General features: G+C 73.0%; 16 protein-coding genes. 8 read left to right on the top strand and 8 right to left on the bottom strand.

Features of this window, described 5'->3' with window-relative positions:
- The first annotated feature begins 73 nt into the window (after positions 1–73).
- The 3 genes from ppdK (at position 74) to ACFZAT_RS17510 (ending at position 4799) form a co-directional block, all read left to right on the top strand.
- On the top strand, positions 74–2785 hold the full coding sequence (gene ppdK, locus ACFZAT_RS17520) for a pyruvate, phosphate dikinase (protein WP_391265124.1): 2712 nt from the start codon (positions 74–76) through the stop codon (positions 2783–2785).
- Between the two features lie 516 nt (positions 2786–3301).
- Positions 3302–4288, top strand: coding sequence for a helix-turn-helix domain-containing protein (locus ACFZAT_RS17515; RefSeq protein WP_391265123.1), 987 nt, complete (start codon positions 3302–3304; stop codon positions 4286–4288).
- Positions 4289–4394: 106 nt separating this feature from the next.
- Positions 4395–4799, top strand: a complete 405-nt coding sequence (locus tag ACFZAT_RS17510) for a VOC family protein (RefSeq protein WP_391265122.1) — start codon at positions 4395–4397, stop codon at positions 4797–4799.
- A 14-nt stretch (positions 4800–4813) separates the two neighbouring features.
- Here ACFZAT_RS17510 and ACFZAT_RS17505 read toward each other — a convergent pair whose 3' ends face one another.
- From ACFZAT_RS17505 to nirB, 3 genes are all read right to left on the bottom strand, one after another.
- The gene (locus ACFZAT_RS17505; protein WP_391265121.1) at positions 4814–5731 is read right to left on the bottom strand and encodes an oxidoreductase; all 918 of its coding nucleotides are present in this window, start codon (positions 5729–5731) and stop codon (positions 4814–4816) included.
- Between the two features lie 85 nt (positions 5732–5816).
- Positions 5817–6176 (bottom strand): nitrite reductase small subunit NirD, encoded by a 360-nt coding sequence (gene nirD / locus ACFZAT_RS17500; RefSeq protein WP_391265120.1) that lies wholly within the window; start codon positions 6174–6176, stop codon positions 5817–5819.
- The gene (nirB, locus tag ACFZAT_RS17495; RefSeq protein ID WP_391265298.1) at positions 6176–8770 is read right to left on the bottom strand and encodes a nitrite reductase large subunit NirB; all 2595 of its coding nucleotides are present in this window, start codon (positions 8768–8770) and stop codon (positions 6176–6178) included. Before nirB ends, nirD begins: the two co-directional genes overlap by 1 nt.
- A 282-nt stretch (positions 8771–9052) precedes the next feature.
- On the opposite strand from nirB, the gene ACFZAT_RS17490 reads away from it, so the two are divergent.
- On the top strand, positions 9053–9841 hold the full coding sequence (locus tag ACFZAT_RS17490) for a TSUP family transporter (protein WP_391265119.1): 789 nt from the start codon (positions 9053–9055) through the stop codon (positions 9839–9841).
- Positions 9842–9859: 18 nt separating this feature from the next.
- Here the strand turns inward: ACFZAT_RS17490 and ACFZAT_RS17485 are convergent, their stop codons facing one another.
- The 4 genes from ACFZAT_RS17485 to ACFZAT_RS17470 form a co-directional block, all read right to left on the bottom strand.
- On the bottom strand, positions 9860–10483 hold the full coding sequence (locus tag ACFZAT_RS17485) for a class F sortase (RefSeq protein WP_391265118.1): 624 nt from the start codon (positions 10481–10483) through the stop codon (positions 9860–9862).
- Between the two features lie 100 nt (positions 10484–10583).
- The gene (locus ACFZAT_RS17480; protein WP_391265117.1) at positions 10584–11408 is read right to left on the bottom strand and encodes a hypothetical protein; all 825 of its coding nucleotides are present in this window, start codon (positions 11406–11408) and stop codon (positions 10584–10586) included.
- A gap of 360 nt (positions 11409–11768) precedes the next feature.
- A complete protein-coding gene (locus tag ACFZAT_RS17475; RefSeq protein ID WP_391265116.1) occupies positions 11769–12248 on the bottom strand; it encodes a DUF5990 family protein in 480 nt (159 codons plus the stop codon).
- 2 nt (positions 12249–12250) lie between these two features.
- Positions 12251–13051, bottom strand: a complete 801-nt coding sequence (locus tag ACFZAT_RS17470) for an aminotransferase class IV (RefSeq protein WP_391265115.1) — start codon at positions 13049–13051, stop codon at positions 12251–12253.
- Positions 13052–13144: 93 nt separating this feature from the next.
- Between ACFZAT_RS17470 and ACFZAT_RS17465 the strand changes: the two genes are divergently transcribed.
- Both ACFZAT_RS17465 and cutA read left to right on the top strand, forming a co-directional pair.
- The gene (locus ACFZAT_RS17465; protein WP_391265114.1) at positions 13145–13768 is read left to right on the top strand and encodes an NAD(P)H-dependent oxidoreductase; all 624 of its coding nucleotides are present in this window, start codon (positions 13145–13147) and stop codon (positions 13766–13768) included.
- Positions 13769–13835: 67 nt separating this feature from the next.
- Complete coding sequence (gene cutA, locus ACFZAT_RS17460) at positions 13836–14177, top strand: divalent cation tolerance protein CutA (protein WP_391265113.1); 342 nt, start codon at positions 13836–13838, stop codon at positions 14175–14177.
- On the opposite strand, the gene ACFZAT_RS17455 is transcribed toward cutA, so the two are convergent.
- The gene (locus ACFZAT_RS17455; RefSeq protein ID WP_391265112.1) at positions 14164–14916 is read right to left on the bottom strand and encodes an ElyC/SanA/YdcF family protein; all 753 of its coding nucleotides are present in this window, start codon (positions 14914–14916) and stop codon (positions 14164–14166) included. The genes cutA and ACFZAT_RS17455 overlap by 14 nt on opposite strands.
- Positions 14917–15048: 132 nt before the next feature.
- Here ACFZAT_RS17455 and ACFZAT_RS17450 point away from each other — a divergent pair, with 132 nt between their 5' ends.
- Both ACFZAT_RS17450 and ACFZAT_RS17445 read left to right on the top strand, forming a co-directional pair.
- Positions 15049–15852: a Cof-type HAD-IIB family hydrolase gene (locus ACFZAT_RS17450; RefSeq protein WP_391265297.1), complete on the top strand. Its 804-nt coding sequence runs from the start codon at positions 15049–15051 to the stop codon at positions 15850–15852.
- A 99-nt stretch (positions 15853–15951) separates the two neighbouring features.
- Positions 15952–16749 carry a CbiX/SirB N-terminal domain-containing protein gene (locus ACFZAT_RS17445; RefSeq protein WP_391265111.1) on the top strand — a complete coding sequence of 266 codons (798 nt, stop codon included), beginning with the start codon at positions 15952–15954 and terminating at the stop codon, positions 16747–16749.
- Positions 16750–16760: the final 11 nt, after the last annotated feature.

Raw genomic sequence — 16760 nt, 5'->3', positions numbered from 1 at the left:
TACCCAGGCACCTTCGATCTGGGTATGTTCCTCGCCGTCAGGGCAGCCACCGCGTCTTCGAGGAGTCGAGACCGTGTCGGAAAACAAAGATGTGCAGAAGTTCGTCTACGACTTCACCGAAGGCAACAAGGATCTGAAGGACCTCCTCGGCGGGAAGGGGGCCAACCTCGCCGAGATGACCAACCTCGGGCTCCCCGTCCCGCCCGGCTTCACCATCACCACCGAGGCGTGCAAGGTCTACCTGGACAGCGGTGAGGAGCCGGCCGCCCTCCGCGACGAGGTGAGTGCGCACCTCGACGCCCTGGAGACGCGGATGGGCAAGAAGCTCGGCCAGGCCGACGACCCGCTGCTGGTCTCCGTACGCTCCGGCGCCAAGTTCTCGATGCCCGGGATGATGGACACCGTCCTCAACATCGGCCTCTCCGACGCCTCCGTGGTGGGCCTCGCCGCCCAGGCCGGCGACGAGCGGTTCGCGTGGGACTCCTACCGCCGGCTGATCCAGATGTTCGGCAAGACCGTGCTCGGGGTGGACGGCGAACTCTTCGAGGAGGCGCTGGAGGCCGCGAAGGAGTCCAAGGGCGTCAAGGTCGACGTGGACCTCGACGCGGGCGACCTGAAGAAGCTGGTCAAGGAGTTCAAGAAGATCGTCGCGCGGGACGCCGGCCGCGACTTCCCGCAGGACGCGCGCGAGCAGATGGACCTGGCCATAAAGGCGGTCTTCGACTCGTGGAACACCGACCGGGCCAAGCTCTACCGCCGCCAGGAGCGCATCCCCGGCGACCTCGGCACCGCCGTCAACGTCTGCTCGATGGTCTTCGGCAACCTCGGCCCCGACTCCGGTACGGGCGTCGCCTTCACCCGTGACCCGGCCAGCGGGCACCAGGGCGTCTACGGCGACTACCTCCAGAACGCGCAGGGCGAGGACGTCGTCGCGGGCATCCGCAACACCGTGCCGCTCGCCGAGCTGGAGGCGATCGACAAGCAGTCGTACGACCAGCTGCTGAAGATCATGGAGACGCTGGAGACCCACTACAAGGACCTCTGCGACATCGAGTTCACCATCGAGCGCGGACACCTGTGGATGCTCCAGACCCGGGTCGGCAAGCGCACCGCCGGTGCCGCCTTCCGGATCGCGACCCAGCTGGTGGACCAGGGGCTCATCGACGAGGCCGAGGCCCTTCAGCGGGTCAACGGCGCCCAGCTCGCCCAGCTGATGTTCCCGCGCTTCGACGACACCGCGAAGACCCGGCGGCTCGGCCGGGGCATCGCCGCCTCGCCCGGCGCGGCGGTCGGCAAGGCGGTCTTCGACTCGTACACCGCCGTCAAGTGGTCCCGGTCCGGCGAGAAGGTCATCCTGATCCGCCGCGAGACCAATCCGGACGACCTGGACGGCATGATCGCCGCCGAGGGCATCCTCACCTCGCGCGGCGGGAAGACCTCGCACGCCGCCGTCGTCGCCCGGGGCATGGGCAAGACCTGTGTCTGCGGTGCCGAGGAGATCGAGGTCGACACCAAGCGCCGCCGCCTGACGGTCGGCGACATCGTCGTGGAGGAGGGCGACGTCGTCTCCGTCGACGGCTCCACCGGCAAGGTGTACCTCGGCGAGGTCCCCGTCGTGCCGTCCCCCGTGGTCGAGTACTTCGAGGGCCGGATGCACGCGGGCGCCGACGACGCCGACGAGCTGGTCGCCGCCGTGCACCGGATCATGGCGTACGCGGACCGGGTGCGCCGGCTGCGGGTGCGGGCCAACGCGGACAGCGCGGAGGACGCCCTGCGCGCCCGCCGCTTCGGCGCCCAGGGCATCGGGCTGTGCCGCACCGAGCACATGTTCCTCGGCGAGCGCCGCGAGATGGTCGAGAAGCTGATCCTGGCCGACACCGACCAGGAGCGCGAGACCGCCCTGGAGCAGCTGCTCCCGCTCCAGAAGGCGGACTTCATCGAGCTGTTCGAGGCGATGGACGGGCTGCCGGTCACCGTGCGGCTGCTCGACCCGCCGCTGCACGAGTTCCTGCCGGACATCACCGAGCTCTCGGTGCGCGTGGCCCTCGCCGAGGCCCGCAAGGACGCCAACGAGAACGACCTCAGGCTCCTCCAGGCCGTGCACAAGCTGCACGAGCAGAACCCGATGCTGGGGCTGCGCGGGGTGCGCCTGGGCCTGGTCATCCCCGGCCTGTTCGCCATGCAGGTGCGGGCCATCGCCGAGGCGGCCGCCGCCCGCAAGAACGCCAAGGGCGACCCGCGCGCCGAGATCATGATCCCGCTCGTCGGCACGGTCCAGGAACTGGAGATCGTCCGCGAGGAGGCGGACCGGGTCATCGCCGAGGTGCAGGCCGCCACCGGCACCGACCTCAAGCTGAAGATCGGCACCATGATCGAGCTGCCGCGCGCCGCGCTGACCGCCGGGCAGATCGCGGAGGCGGCGGAGTTCTTCTCCTTCGGCACCAACGACCTGACCCAGACGGTGTGGGGCTTCTCCCGCGACGACGTGGAGGCGTCCTTCTTCACCGCGTACCTGGAGAAGGGCATCTTCGGGGTGTCGCCCTTCGAGACGATCGACAAGGACGGGGTCGGCTCGCTGGTCAAGAACGCCGTCGCGGCCGGCCGGGCCACCCGCCCGGACCTGAAGCTGGGCATCTGCGGGGAGCACGGCGGCGATCCCGAGTCGGTGCACTTCTTCCACGAGGCCGGACTCGACTACGTCTCCTGCTCGCCGTTCCGCATTCCGGTGGCGCGTCTTGAGGCGGGCCGGGCGGCGGCCGGGGCGCGGGCCAGCGACAGCCGCTGACGCGGCGCCCGTTACCGATTCCGCTTCCGCCGCCGGTGATCCCACCCTCACCCGAACCGGCGGCGGACGCGGAATTCCGGAGGCGGCGGCACCCTGTGCGGGGGTGCCGCCGTCTTGTCGTACGCGGCCGGGCGATGCACAACGTTGTCATGGCCCGGTAAATGCGATGACCGGCATCCAACCGGCAACCATTGCTTCGTTTAATGCGCAAAGAAATCGAGTTGAACGGACCGGGGTGCGGCCCGTGGATCCCCATCCACGGGCCGCACCCGGCTTACCCCCATCGAGTGCGGAGCCGCACCATTGCCAACCGCCGCCGAACGAGCAAAACCCCCCACGGCCTTCACTCGCTCTTCCGGTGGCTCCGGAATCGCACCCGACGCCGTACAGCTTTTCGTCCGCCGGGCGGTCCCGGCGAGGCGTTTCACCTCTGGCCGAAACCCCGTGGTGACGTGCTGTTACGATTCGCATACTCTTGCGAGGGGGGTAATTGCAGGTGCAAGGGGTGGGAGTTCGGTGCTGCGTATCCATGTCTCCGGATGGGACCTTTCCAGGGTGCGGATGGCCTCCGGGCCGGACGCGCTGTGGGAGACCATTCTCAGCTTTCACCGGCTGAGGGACCGGAGGGCTTCCGCCGTCTTCGGGAAATGGCGCAACGAAACCCGCCCGCGGTTGAGCGGCGAGGTACGTCTGCTGTCCGCGGTGGTCCCGCAGCGCGGATATTTTCCCGACTTCCTGACGCCTTCTCAGGAAAGCGCCGAACCGCTCGGAGCCGACGCCGGAATGGAAGCCGTGCGCGCCACTCCGCCCGAGCGCCTGCGCGCCGAGATCGCCCTCCTCGGCGACCCCGGCGCCAGGCGCGCCGCCCGCCTCGACCCCCTGCGCGAGGGCGGCGCCGAGCCCCTGGCCCGCCTCGTCGCCGCCTTACGGGACTACCACCGCGCCGCCGTCGAGCCGTACTGGCCGCACATCCGCTCCGCCGTCGAGGCCGACCGGGCGATCCGGGGCCGCGCCCTGCTGGACGGCGGCACCGACGAACTGCTCGCCTCGCTGCCCCCGGTCATCCGGTGGCGGGCGCCCGTCCTGGAGGCGGACTACCCCGTGGACCGCGACCTCCACCTGGACGGGCGCGGACTGCTCCTCCAGCCGTCCTACTTCTGCCGGGGCGCCCCCGTCGTCCTGCGCGACCCCCTGCTCCCGCCGGTCCTGGTCTACCCGGTCGCACACCGGGCGGCGCCCGCCTTCGCCGACCCGGGCCCCTCGCTCGGCCGGCTCCTCGGGCAGACCCGCTCCACGGTCCTGCGGGCCATCGGCGACGGCTGCACCACCAGCGAACTGGCCCGGCGCGCCGGGGTCTCCCTCGCCTCGGCCAGCCAGCACGCCTGCGTCCTGCGGGAGGCGGGGCTCGTCCACACCCTGCGGCACGGCAGCTCCGTCCAGCACACCCTCACCCCGCTGGGCGGCTCGCTGCTGAGGGGCGGGGCACCGGTCGCGGTTTCGTGAACGGCCCCGTACGGAAGGGATCTGCGGCCGCACCGATGAGTTCCGGGCGCCCCCGGCGTCTACCTGTCGAGAAGCGTTCGAAAGACACCGAGAGAGCGAGACGGCCATGCCCCAGATGATCTTCGTGAACCTGCCGGTCAAGGACCTGGAGACGTCGAAGGACTTCTTCGCGAAGCTGGGCTACTCCTTCAACCCGCAGTTCAGCGACGAGCGCACCGCCTGCCTCGTCATCAGCGACACGATCTTCGCCATGCTCCTCCAGGAGGAGCGCTTCAAGGACTTCACCAAGAAGGACATCGCGGACGCCGCCGCGTCCACCGAGGTGATCCTCGCGCTCAGCGCGGACAGCCGCGAGAAGGTGGACGAGCTGGCCGACGCCGCCCTCGCCAACGGCGGATCGCCCGCCAACGAGACGCAGGACCTCGGCTTCATGTACGGCCGCTCCTTCCAGGACCCGGACCACCACATGTGGGAGGTCATCTGGATGGACCCGTCCGCCGTCGAGGGCTGAGCCGCAGGGGCCGGCTACAGCCCCGGGTACGTCACCCCGGTCAGCTGCTCCGAGGCCACCCACAGCCGCTCGCCCGCCACGTCGTCGCGCGTCCAGCCCGCCCGCCAGGACGGTCCGGGCGCGCCGCGCCACCCCAGCCGGGGACCGGTGAACGAGTCGGGGCGCACGCCCGGTGCGGTGGCCGCGTACAGCGTGGGCAGGGCCCCGGCCGAGGCGGGCTGGGCGAAGAGGTTGGCGAGGTTCATCACCCGCTCCGCCACCCTGCGCTGCTCCAGCCGGGCCCCCGCCGTATGAAGGTCGGTCGCGGCGAGGCCGGGGTGCGCGGCGGCGGCGACGATGCCGCTGCCGGCCGCCGCGAGCCGCCGGGTCAGCTCGTGGACGAAGAGCAGGTTCGCGGTCTTCGAGCGAGCGTAGGCGGTCCAGCGGCGGTAGTTCCGCTCGCTGTTGAGGTCGCCCATGTCGATGTTGCCCAGGGCGTGCATTCCGCTGGAGACGGTCACCACCCGGGCGCCCCCGGTGGCCGCCAGCTTCGGCAGCAGCAGCCCGGTGAGCGCGAAGTGCCCGAGGTGGTTGACGCCGAACTGGGTCTCGAAGCCGTCGGCGGTCCGCCCGTACGGCAGGGCCATCACCCCGGCGTTGTTGACCAGCAGGTCGAGCCGGTCCGCCCGCAGGCCCTTGGCGAACGCGCGCACCGAGGACAGGTCGGCCAGATCCAGCGGGGCGAACTCGGCGTCCGCGCCGCGCACCGCGTACCGGATGCGGGCCGCCGCCTCCTCGCCGCGCCGCTCGTCGCGGCAGGCGAGCAGCACCCTGGCCCCGCAACGGGCCAGCTCGCGGGCGGTGATGAGCCCGATCCCGCTGTTGGCACCCGTCACCACGGCCGTGCGGCCGCTCAGGTCGGGTATGTCGCGCGCGCTCCAGCCGTGGGTCATGGATCAAGCGTACGACCGGGGACGCCAACCGCCGGAAGCACCCGTTCGGGGGTGCTTCCGGCCGCGACCGGGCAAGCGGATGCGGTCAGTCCGCGCGGACCTCGAAGACCGGCACGGAGACCTCGTCGTCGTCCAGGCAGGCGCCCGTCGCCAGGTCGAAGCGCTGCTTGAGCAGGGGGGAGGCGACGAAGGGCTGCCCGCCGTCCGAACCGATCAGGCCGCGCGAGAGGACGTAGGCCCCGGTGAACGGGTCGCGGTTGTCAATGGCGTACGTGCGTCCCGCCCGGTCCAGGAAGAGCGCGACCTGCCGGCCGTCCGGGAGGAGGGCGGCGACCCCGCGCCCCGGCGTCAGCAGCGAGCGGTCGCACACCGTGACCCAGCCGTCCCCGGCGGCGAGCCGGACGGTCCGGGTGTCCTGCGCGGTGTCCAGCGTCTGCGTGGTCATCAGGAGGCGGTCCCTTCAAGAGTGCGGATGGCGAGAACCGGGCCCGCGAGGATGTCCAGGTCCGGCTTGACCTGGTCGCGTTCCGGGACGAACTTCACCGACGGGTCGGGTGCGTCGGGCGCGTTGACGAAGGTGACGAACCGGCGCAGCCGCTCGGGGTCGTTGATGGTCTCGGCCCACTCGTCGCGATAGCCGCGGACGTGGTCGGCCATCAGCCGCTCCAGCTCCTCGCAGAGCCCCAGACTGTCGTGGACGACCACGTCCCGGACGTGCTCCAGGCCGCCCTCGATCCGCTCCAGCCAGGCCGAGGTGCGCTCCAGCCGGTCCGCGGTGCGGATGTAGAACATCAGGAAGCGGTCGATCAGCCGGACCAGTTCGGCGTCGGACAGGTCCTGGGCGAGCAGGTCGGCGTGGCGCGGGGTCGCGCCGCCGTTGCCGCCCACGTAGAGGTTCCAGCCGCCCGCCGTGGCGATGATCCCGAAGTCCTTGCCCCGGGCCTCCGCGCACTCCCGGGCGCACCCCGAGACCGCCGACTTCAGCTTGTGCGGGGCGCGCAGACCCCGGTAGCGCAGCTCCAGGTCGATCGCCATCTTCACGGAGTCCTGCACGCCGTAGCGGCACCAGGTCTGCCCGACACAGGACTTGACCGTGCGCAGCGACTTCCCGTACGCGTGCCCGGACTCGAAGCCCGCGTCGACGAGCCGGGTCCAGATCAGCGGCAGCTGGTCGACCCGGGCGCCGAAGAGGTCGATGCGCTGACCGCCGGTGATCTTGGTGTAGAGCCCGAAGTCGCGGGCCACCTCGCCGATCACGATCAGCTTGTCCGGGGTGATCTCGCCGCCGGGTATGCGCGGCACGATCGAGTACGAGCCGTTGCGCTGGAGGTTGGCCAGGAAGTGGTCGTTGGTGTCCTGGAGGGCCGCCTGCTCGCCGTCCAGCACGTAGCCGCTGGCGCCGACCGTCGGGGCGAGCGAGGCGATGACCGAGCCGACCGCCGGCTTGCAGACCTCGCAGCCGTCGCCGCCCCGGGCCTCCTCCCGCCCGTGCGAGTCGAGGAGGTCCGCGTACGAGGTGATGCGCAGGGTGCGCACGATCTCGTACAGCTCGCTGCGGGTGTACGCGAAGCAGCCGCACAGGCCCGCGTCCGCGCTCTGCGGGAGCAGCTGGCCGATCACCTTGACGCAACTGCCGCAGCCGGTGCCCGCCTTGGTGCACTTCTTCACCTCGGGCAGCGTGGTGTGCTCGCAGATCGCGCCCTTGGTGACGTTGTGGCAGGAGCAGATCACCGCCTCGTCGGGCAGCGCGGACGGGCCGAGCGCCACCGGACCGCCCGCCCCGGCCGGGAGCACCAGCTGCTCGGGGGCGACCGGCAGCACGCTCCCGGTCATCGGGCGCAGCGTGCCGTACTGGTCGGCGTCGCCCACCAGGACCCCGCCCAGCAGGGTGCCGTCCGCCGCCATCACCAGCTTCTTGTAGACGCCGGAGCGGGCGTCCGCGTACACGACGTCCAGGCAGCCCTCGGTGGTGCCGTGCGCGTCGCCGAACGAGGCCACGTCCACGCCGAGCAGCTTCAGCTTGGTCGACAGGTCCGCGCCGGTGAAGGCGGCGGCCTTGCCGGCGATCACCTCGGCGGCCGTCAGAGCCATCTCGTAACCCGGCGCCACCAGCCCGTACACCCTGCCGTCCGAGGCGAGCGCGCACTCGCCGATCGCGAAGACCGCCGGGTCGGAGGTCCGGCACTCCTCGTCCACGACGATCCCGCCGCGCTCCCCGACCGCGAGCCCGCACTCCTGGGCCAGCTGGTCGCGCGGGCGGACCCCGGCCGAGAACACCACCAGGTCCGTAGCCAGCGCGGAGCCGTCGGAGAGCTTCATCCCGGTCACCGCGCCGTCCTCGCCCGCGGTCACCTCCTGCGTGCCGACCCCGGTGTGCACGGTCAGGCCCATGTCCTCGATGGTGCGCAGCAGCGCCGCGCCCCCGCCCTCGTCCACCTGGACGGGCATCAGCCGGGGCGCGAACTCCACCACGTGCGTGTCCAGGCCGAGGCCCTTCAGCGCGCCCGCCGCCTCCAGGCCGAGCAGCCCGCCGCCGACCACCGCGCCGGTCGTCGCGTTCTTCGCGTACTCCTCGATGGCGAGCAGGTCCTCGATCGTCCGGTAGACGAAGCAGCCGGTGCTGTCCTTGCCGGGGACCGGCGGCACGAAGGGGTAGGACCCGGTCGCCAGCACCAGCGTGTCGTACCCGAACACCTCGCCGGACCGCGCGGTGACCGTACGGGCGGAGCGGTCCACGGCCACCGCCGGGTCTCCGAGCCGCAGTTCGAAGCCGTGCCGCTCCATGAAGCCGTCCTCGACCATCGACAGGTCGTCCGGGGTCTTCCCGGCGAAGTACGAGGTCAGCTGGACCCGGTCGTAGGCGGCGCGGGGCTCCTCGCACAGGACGACGACCCGGGCGGTCCCGGCGGCGCCGGTCAGACCGCGCTCGGCCAGGGCCTCCAGGAAGCGCTGGCCGACCATGCCGTGTCCGACGACCACGAGCGTCGGCACGGCGGCAGGGCCTGAGGTGGGGGCGGTCGGGGGAGTGGACACCGGCATCTCGGGGCCTCCGTCGTCGGTGAGCAGATTCGGCAGGGCCACAGGCGCCGGGCCTGTGTGCTCATGACCGGAAGCGTGTCCCGGCGGTGTTACCCGGCCGGTTCCCCGCTGTTTCCCGGGAGGAACCTTGCGCTCAGCACCCGCCGAAAAGGCCTGTGAGGCGGCCGGCGGAGGCTGGGAAAGGGGCCTTGTCCTGCGGAAACCTCAGAGTTGGCTCAACTTTCCCGGTGCGGCCCCGGAACGGTTGGACGGTGCACGCATCCGCTTCATAGGGTCGTGCTCATGCCGGACATCACCCTGACCACCCTTGTCGTGCTGTGCCTCGCCGCCGCGGCGGCGGGCTGGGTCGACGCGGTGGTGGGCGGCGGCGGACTGCTCCTGCTGCCCGCGCTGCTGCTCGGTCTGCCGCACCTGCCGGCCGCGCAGATCCTCGGCACCAACAAGGCCGTCGCCATCGTCGGCACCTCGAGCGCCGCCGTCACCTATGCGCGCAAGGCGCCGGTGAAGGTGGGCACGGCGGTCCGGATCGGGCTCGCGGCCCTGGCCGGGTCGATGACCGGCGCGTTCTTCGCCGCGGGGATCAGCAGCGAGGTGCTGCGCCCGGTGATCATGGTGGTGCTGCTGGCGGTCGCGGCGTTCGTGATGCTGCGGCCGCAGTTCGGCCGGGCCGCCGGGGACGGCGTCCCGCCGCTGGTCACCCGGGCCCGCAGGATCACCGCGATCGTCCTGGTGGGCGGGGGGATCGGGCTGTACGACGGGCTGTTCGGACCCGGTACGGGCACCTTCCTGGTGCTCGCCCTGACCGCCGTGCTCCACCTCGACCTGGTGACCGCGTCGGCCACCGCGAAGATCGTCAACGTCTGCACCAACGCCGGGGCGCTCGCGATGTTCGCCTACCAGGGCAATGTGCTGTGGCAGCTGGCGGCGGTGATGGCGGTGTTCAACCTGGCGGGCGGGCTGCTGGGCGCGCGGATGGCGCTGCGCAAGGGCAGCGAGTTCGTCCGCGGGGTGCTGCTGGTGGTGGTGTTCTCGCTGGTGGCGAAGCTGGGGTTCGACCAGTGGCAGAGCTGATGTCCCGTCCGGCGGGACTCAGCGCACGTCCGTGAGGTGGGCGTACGCCACCACGTTCCCCCGGTAGCCGGTCGCCTCGGAGTATCCGCCGCCGCAGGTGATCAGCCGCAGCGAGGCGTGTTCGGAGGCGCCGTAGACCCGCTGGTCCGGGAAGTCGTCGTTCTCGTACACCTCGATCGCGTCGAGCGTGAAGACGGCGGTGCGCCCGTCCTGCCGGTCCACCTCGACGGCGCTGCCCTTCTTCAGTGAGCCCAGGTCGTAGAAGACCGACGGGCCCTCCGCGTTGTCGACGTGGCCGGCGACGATCGCGGTGCCCTTGGCGCCGGGCGGCGTGCCGTCCTTGTACCAGCCGACGATGTCCGTGTTCCCGGCCGGCGGAACGTCCAGGCTGCCGTCCGCCCCGAGCCCGAGCCGCATCATCGGCGCGTCGACCCGGATGGCGGGAATCCGGATGCGTACGGGTGCGGAGGGGCGCAGCGGTTCGGCGACCGGGGAACCGGGCAGCAGGGCGGGCCCGGCGGCGAACGCCTGGGCCGCGGCCGGGCCCGGCGGGGTCAGCCGGGTGCCCGCGCCGTTCTGGATCAGCCAGACACCGGCGAGCGCCACGACGACGAGCAGCCAGCCCTTGGCCTTCTGGGACACGGTGGTCCTCCGGGGTACGGAAGCGGGAAACGGTCCCGTCCCGGTGGCTCGGGGGCCACCGGGACGGACACCGGGCGGTACGGAGGGGTGGATGCCTCCGTCAGCCGGCGTCCCGCGTGCCGCTCGCCCGGCGACGCAGGAGCCAGGCTCCGCCGACGGCGGCAGCGGCGAGTACGCCGGCTCCCGCCGCGATCTGGGTGGTGTCCGGGCCGACGCTGCCGCCGACTCCGGTCTTCACGTGCCCCGAGGGGGCGGTGGGCGCGGCCGAGGTCCGGTGCCCGGAGGGCGTCTCACGCCCCGACCCGGTCTCGTCCCAGTCGGACGACCCGGTCGGGCGGCCGGTGGGGGCGGGGCGCTCGGTGGGCGTGGAGCGGCCGGCCTCGGCGGGGGCGTCCGGGACGAGGCCGGAGCCGGCGGCCTCGGCATCGAGACCGTCGAGCCCGGCCGGGTCCTCCGTGTCCTCGTCGCCGCCGAGCCCCTCGATGCCGGAGAAGTCGTACGTGGGCGAGTCGGTGGCGCCCGCGGTGTCCCCGGCGTTCTCGTCGCGCGAGGAGCCCGCGGCCTTCACCTCGATCTCACCGGTCGCCTTCTTGCCGTTCGCGCAGTCCACGCCGATGCCGTACGACCCGGGCGCGACGCCGCCCGGCACCCGGAAGGAGCCGGCCAGGGCCTCTTCGAGGGAGACGGGCGCCAGCGGGAACTGCGGGGCGTCCAGCGCGCTCGCGTCGCCGGTGGCGGCGCTGTCTCCGCCGCAGGCGGTGGTGTCCACGGTGACTGTGGCCCCCGGTGCGGCGCTGGCGGGGGTGACCCTCAGTGGCGCCGCCTCGTCCCCGTACGCGGACGGGGCGGCGGCGCTGAGGCCGAGCGCGGCGGCGGCCAGGGCCGCGGCGGCGGTGCCGGTCACGAGTCGGGCAGGACGGCGCATGGGGGGTTCCTCCGAGCAAGGGGCGCTGGCGGGTGTGTCCTGGCTCCGAGCCAACAGCCGGACCGGCCCCCATGCCTGCTGACACCGAGTCAGCTCTCACCCGTACGGCCCGGCGCGCCCTCCTTGCCAACAGGTGTCGTCGCAGGTCACGACCGTGGTGGCGGGCAGGGGGTACGGTCCGTGTCGCCACGGTGCCGTTCGGGTGACGGGCCGGTCGGGCAATGTGGCGCACATCACATGCGTGAGGTGCGGCTGAGCGGGAAGACGCCTCACAACCCCCCACGGGACGGCACGCACCGCCGCCCCCGGCCTACGCCCCCTCCAGACCTCCCCCCCTGGGTCCGGAGGGGGCGGACTGCGTCAGGGGCGCCCGGGCGCGGAGGCCGACCACGCGACCACCGGCGGCCGGACGCGCGCGCAGAGCGGGCGTGCCCCGGAGTCCGAGAGCGGCAGCCGGGCGGTGAGATGCCCGGAGCGCACGGCCGCCGCCAGGACGGCCGGGTCGACGTCGGCGAACATCAGCTTGGCCCGCCGGAACATCGTGAACAGGCCGTCCGCGTCGACCGTTCCCCAGGACAGGTAGACGAAGCGCCCGCCCAGCCGGTTCTGCACGTACGGCCCCCGGACCGCGACCCCGTCCGCGTCCTCGGCCGCCGTGCACTCCAGCGTCCAGTGGGCGCCCGGTGCGTCCGCCGGGGTCGGGCCGAGGAGTTCGCCGGGGCGGTCCTTGCGCTGGACGCCCACGTGGATGTTCTCGTAGCCGGGGAAGCCGGGCCCGGCCGGGCAGGACCGCCCGGGCAGACGTGATCCCTCGATGTGGACCAGCAGGGGAGCCTCCATGGTCAGACCTTCTCGCCCGGTGCCGCCTCGTGCGCCGCCGCCAGCCGCCGCATCAGCTCCGCGTCGACCGTGAACGCGGTGTCGTCGATCCGGGCGACCGGGGCCATGCCCAGCGAGTTGGTGAGGAACGCCGAGCGGAACGCCCCGAGGCCGTCCAGGGTCACCGGGCGGCGCAGCGACTTCAGGCCCGCGCCCGGGAGTTCGCGTTCCAGGACGCCCATGGCCACGCCGGACAGGGCCGGGGCCTGCGGCCAGGTGACCGCCGTGCCGTCCCAGAAGCCGATGTTGGTGAACGCCCCCTCGGTCACCGAGCCGTCGGGCAGGGTCAGCAGCGCGTCGTCGTAACCGGCGCGGCGGGCCAGGTTCGCGTAGTACGTCTGGCCGAACTCGCCGGGCCGTTTGAGGTGCGGGGCGGTCCGGGCGAACGGGACGGACTTGAGGCTCTTCGGCCCGGGGTCCATCCCGCCCGGTTCCCGCACCGTCACCATCACGGTCGTCGCGGTGTTCCCCGGCGGCAGATACGCGTGCACCCGCACCGAGGCGTCCGCCGTGCCCGCGCTCTCCAGGGCGTGCCGGACCAGCCGGCGCACCAGTTCCCCGTCCAGGGGCAGTTCGAACAGCTCGCGGTTGGCCGCGTCCAGCCGGGCCAGGTGCAGATCCAGACCCCGCACCCGGCCCCCGCGTACCTGCATCGCCGTGAAGTGGCCGTAGTTGAAGAACAGCGCCCGGCCCAGATCGTCCTCGGTGGCGGGCCGGCCGTCGAACTCGGCGTGCGGGAGGGCCGCCGCTGCTGGAGTCGTCATGCGGCCACGGTATGCGGCCGCCGGCACCCGGCGGGAGGCCCGTTCCCGATCGCGCTTGACCTCAACCATGGTTGATGGTCGAACGTCTTCGCCATGGACCTCATCACCGCGGAATCCACCGCCACCGCCCTGCCCGAGACCGCCCCGCTGAAGGTGGCCGTCATCCTCTCCAGCAACCGCGAGGGACGGTTCGCCCCCGTCATCGCCGACTGGTTCCTCGCCCACGCCGACGCCCATCCCGCGATCACGACGGACGTGGTCGACGTCGCCGCCCTCGATCTGCCCACCGCCCTCTCCTACCGCCTGGAGGGCGACGCCCGGGAGGTGCTGGCCGGGGTCGCGGCCCGGCTGGCCGAGGCGGACGCCTTCGTCGTCGTCACCCCCGAGTACAACCACTCCTACCCGGCGCCCCTGAAGAACCTCATCGACTGGCACCGCGACGAGTGGCAGGCCAAGCCCGTCGCGTTCGTCTCCTACGGCGGGGTCTCCGGCGGACTGCGCGCGGTCGAGCACCTGCGCCAGGTCTTCGCCGAACTGCACTCCGTCTCGATCCGCGACACCGTCTCCTTCCACAACGCCGGCGCCCAGTTCGACGACGCGGGCCGGCACCGCGATCCGGCGGGCCCGGACGCCGCCGTGAAGACGCTGCTCGACCAGCTCGTCTGGTGGGGCCGCGCACTGCGGGACGCGAAGAGGGCCCACCCGTACGGCGGCTGATGGCGCGGCGGGAGGCGGGACCCCACAATCGGTGGGGAACCGCCCACCACCGCGAGGAGAGGCAGACGTGACGACGACACCCGCATGGCTGACCGTGCTGACCACGACGGACAGCGAGGAGAAGGCCAGGACGCTCGCACGGGGAGTGGTCGAGGCGCGGCTCGCCGCGTGCGTGCAGATCTCCGCGCCCGTCACCTCCGTCTACCGCTGGCAGAACGCCATCGAGGCCGCCGAGGAGTGGCAGCTGTTCATCAAGACGACGGCCGAGCGCTACGAGGAGCTGGAGGCCCACCTCCAGGAGGCGCACGACTACGAGACCCCGGAGGTCATCGCCCTGCCAATCCTCCGGGGCAGCGCCCGCTACCTCGGCTGGGTCTCCGCCGAGACGGCCCCGGTCACCTCCCTCTGAGGCCGGGCCCCGGTCGGCGGGAGGCCGCCGCCAGCGCGTCGTCCACGCCCCGTTCCCGGGGGCCCAGGAAGTGCGGGTCCGGCTCGAACAGGGCGTCGAGCGCCGCCTTCCCCGCCGCGAACACCTCCCGCGTCCCGCCGTAGTACCAGGTGACGTCGTGCTTGGCGTCCACCCCGACCCCGTAGGCGTCGATCCCCGCCGCCCGGCACAGCGCGACGGCCCGGCGGATGTGGAAGCCCTGGCTCACCAGCACCGCCCGGTCCACGCCGAAGATCTTCTTCGCCCGCACGCACGAGTCCCAGGTGTCGAAGCCCGCGAAGTCGCTGACGATCCGGTCGTCCGGCACGCCCTTGCCGACCAGGAACGCCCGCATCGCGTCCGGCTCGTCGTACTCCACGCGGCTGTTGTCCCCGGTCACCAGGACGACCTTCACCTTGCCCTCGCGGTAGAGCGCGGCCGCCGTCCGCAGCCGGTTCGCCAGGTACGGGGACGGCTTCCCGTCCCACAGCCCCGCCCCGAACACCACCGCGACCTGCCGCGCGGGCACGTCCTCGACGGTCCTGATCCGGGCATCGGCCACCACATGCAGCCAGGCCGCCGGTGCGAGGGCCAGCACGCACGCGGCCATCACCCCCTGCACCGCCCGCCGCCGCCCCCGCCGGGTCTTCGGCAGCCGGGGCCGCAGGGCTCTCAGCAGCCGGGCGCCCCGCCCCCGCTCGGCCCCCGGCGTCCGCCGCATCCGTACCCTCACTCGTCCGCCCCCTGTTTCCGGGGCCCAGCCGCCCCTGTCCTACTGGACGTTCCGGCGGCCGAAAGGGTTCTCGGACCGGCCCGGCGGTCCGCGTACCATCGGGCGATGTCGCTTCCACGGTTGATCGCCTCCGATCTCGACGGCACCCTTCTGCGCGGTGACGGCTCGCTCTCGCCCCGCACCCTGCGCGCCCTGCGCTCCGCCGAGGAGGCCGGGGCGGAGATCGTCATCGTGACCGCCCGGCCGCCCCGCTTCGTCGACCGGCTGGCCGAGGCGACCGGGCTCGCGGGCACCGCGGTGTGCAGCAACGGCGCCCTCGTCTACGACATGGCGAGCCGCAGCGTCGTCTCCTCGCAGATGCTGTCCCTGTCCGTCGCCCGGCAGGTCGCCACCGCGCTCGCCGCCGCCGTCCCCGGCGTCGGCTTCGCCCTGGAGACCGGCAACCAGGTCTTCTACGAACCCGCCTACCGGCTGCGCCTGTCCGAGGACGAGGGCGCCGAGCTCCCCGTGGCGTCCCTCGCCGAGCTGTGGCTCACCGAGGCCCCCGTCACCAAGCTCCTCGCCTGGACGGAACAGCTCGACGCGGACACCCTGCTCGCCGCCGCCCGCCAGGGGGCCGGCGACACCGTCCAGCTGACCCATTCCGGCGGGCGCGGGCTGCTGGAGATCAGCGCGCCCGGCGTCACCAAGGCCGGCGCGCTCGCGGTGCTCTGCGCGGAACGGGGCATCGAGGCGGCCGACGTCATCGCGTTCGGCGACATGCCCAACGACCTCACCGTCCTCGCCTGGGCCGGTACGGGGTACGCCATGGCCAACGCCCACCCGTCGGTGCTGGCCGCCGTGGAGACGCACGCCCGGTCCAACGAGGAGGACGGGGTGGCCCAGGTCATCGAGCACCTGTTCGCGGTACGGGGGAGGGGCTGAGAGCCCTCCCGGCCGTGGCGCTTCCCCCGTGAGGCGGCGGAAAACCCGCGTGACCGACATGCAACGCCCCGGCAACGTGCGTCCGTCACCATCGACCCCATGCACCGCATCCGGCACCTCCCCGCGCACCCCCCGGCGTCCGACGCCCCCGCCCTGGTCGCCGTCGCCCACGGCAGCCGGGACCCGCGCACCCCGCACGCCGTGGCCGCGCTCCTGGACCGGGTCCGCGAACTGCGCCCCGGGCTCGACGTGCGCCTCGGCCACATAGAGCTCAACGCGCCGCTCCTGCCGGACGCCCTGCACGCCCTCGGCGCCGGTGAGGCCGTCCTCGTACCGCTGCTGCTCGGGCGCGGGCACCACGTCAAGCACGACATCCCCGCGTCCGTCGCCGCCGCCCCCGCCCTGCGGGCCCGGGTCGCCGCGCCGCTCGGGCCGCACCCGCTGCTCGTGGAGGCGCTGCACGGCCGGCTCACCGAGGCCGGCTGGGACGGCTCGGGCCGGGGGGACCGCGGCACCGCCGTCGTCCTCGCCGCCGCCGGGTCGCGCGACCCCGAATCGGCCGCCGACGCCCGGCACACCGCACGGCTCCTCGGGGAACGGCTCGGCGGCGTGCCCGTCGTGCCCGCGTACGCGTCCGCCGCCTCGCCCACCGTGCCCGCCGCCGTGCGCGCGCTCGCCGCCCGGGGCCACCGCCGGATCGCCGTCGCCTCGTACTTCACCGCCCCCGGCCGCTTCGCCTCGGCCGCCGCCGCCCACGCGCCGTGGATCGCCGCGGCCCCGCTCGGCGCCCACCCCGCAATGGCCCGGCTGCTCCTGCACCGGTACGACGAGGCGCGCGCAGCCGGAGCGGGCCTGTGCGACATACCGATGAACACACGCTTCGCGGCCTCCGCCTGACCGGTCCTGTC

This window comes from Streptomyces sp. NPDC008163, assembly GCF_042956885.1.
GTDB classification, from domain to species: Bacteria; Actinomycetota; Actinomycetes; order Streptomycetales; family Streptomycetaceae; genus Streptomyces; species Streptomyces drozdowiczii_A.
This window is presented reverse-complemented; position numbering and strand designations above follow the sequence as displayed.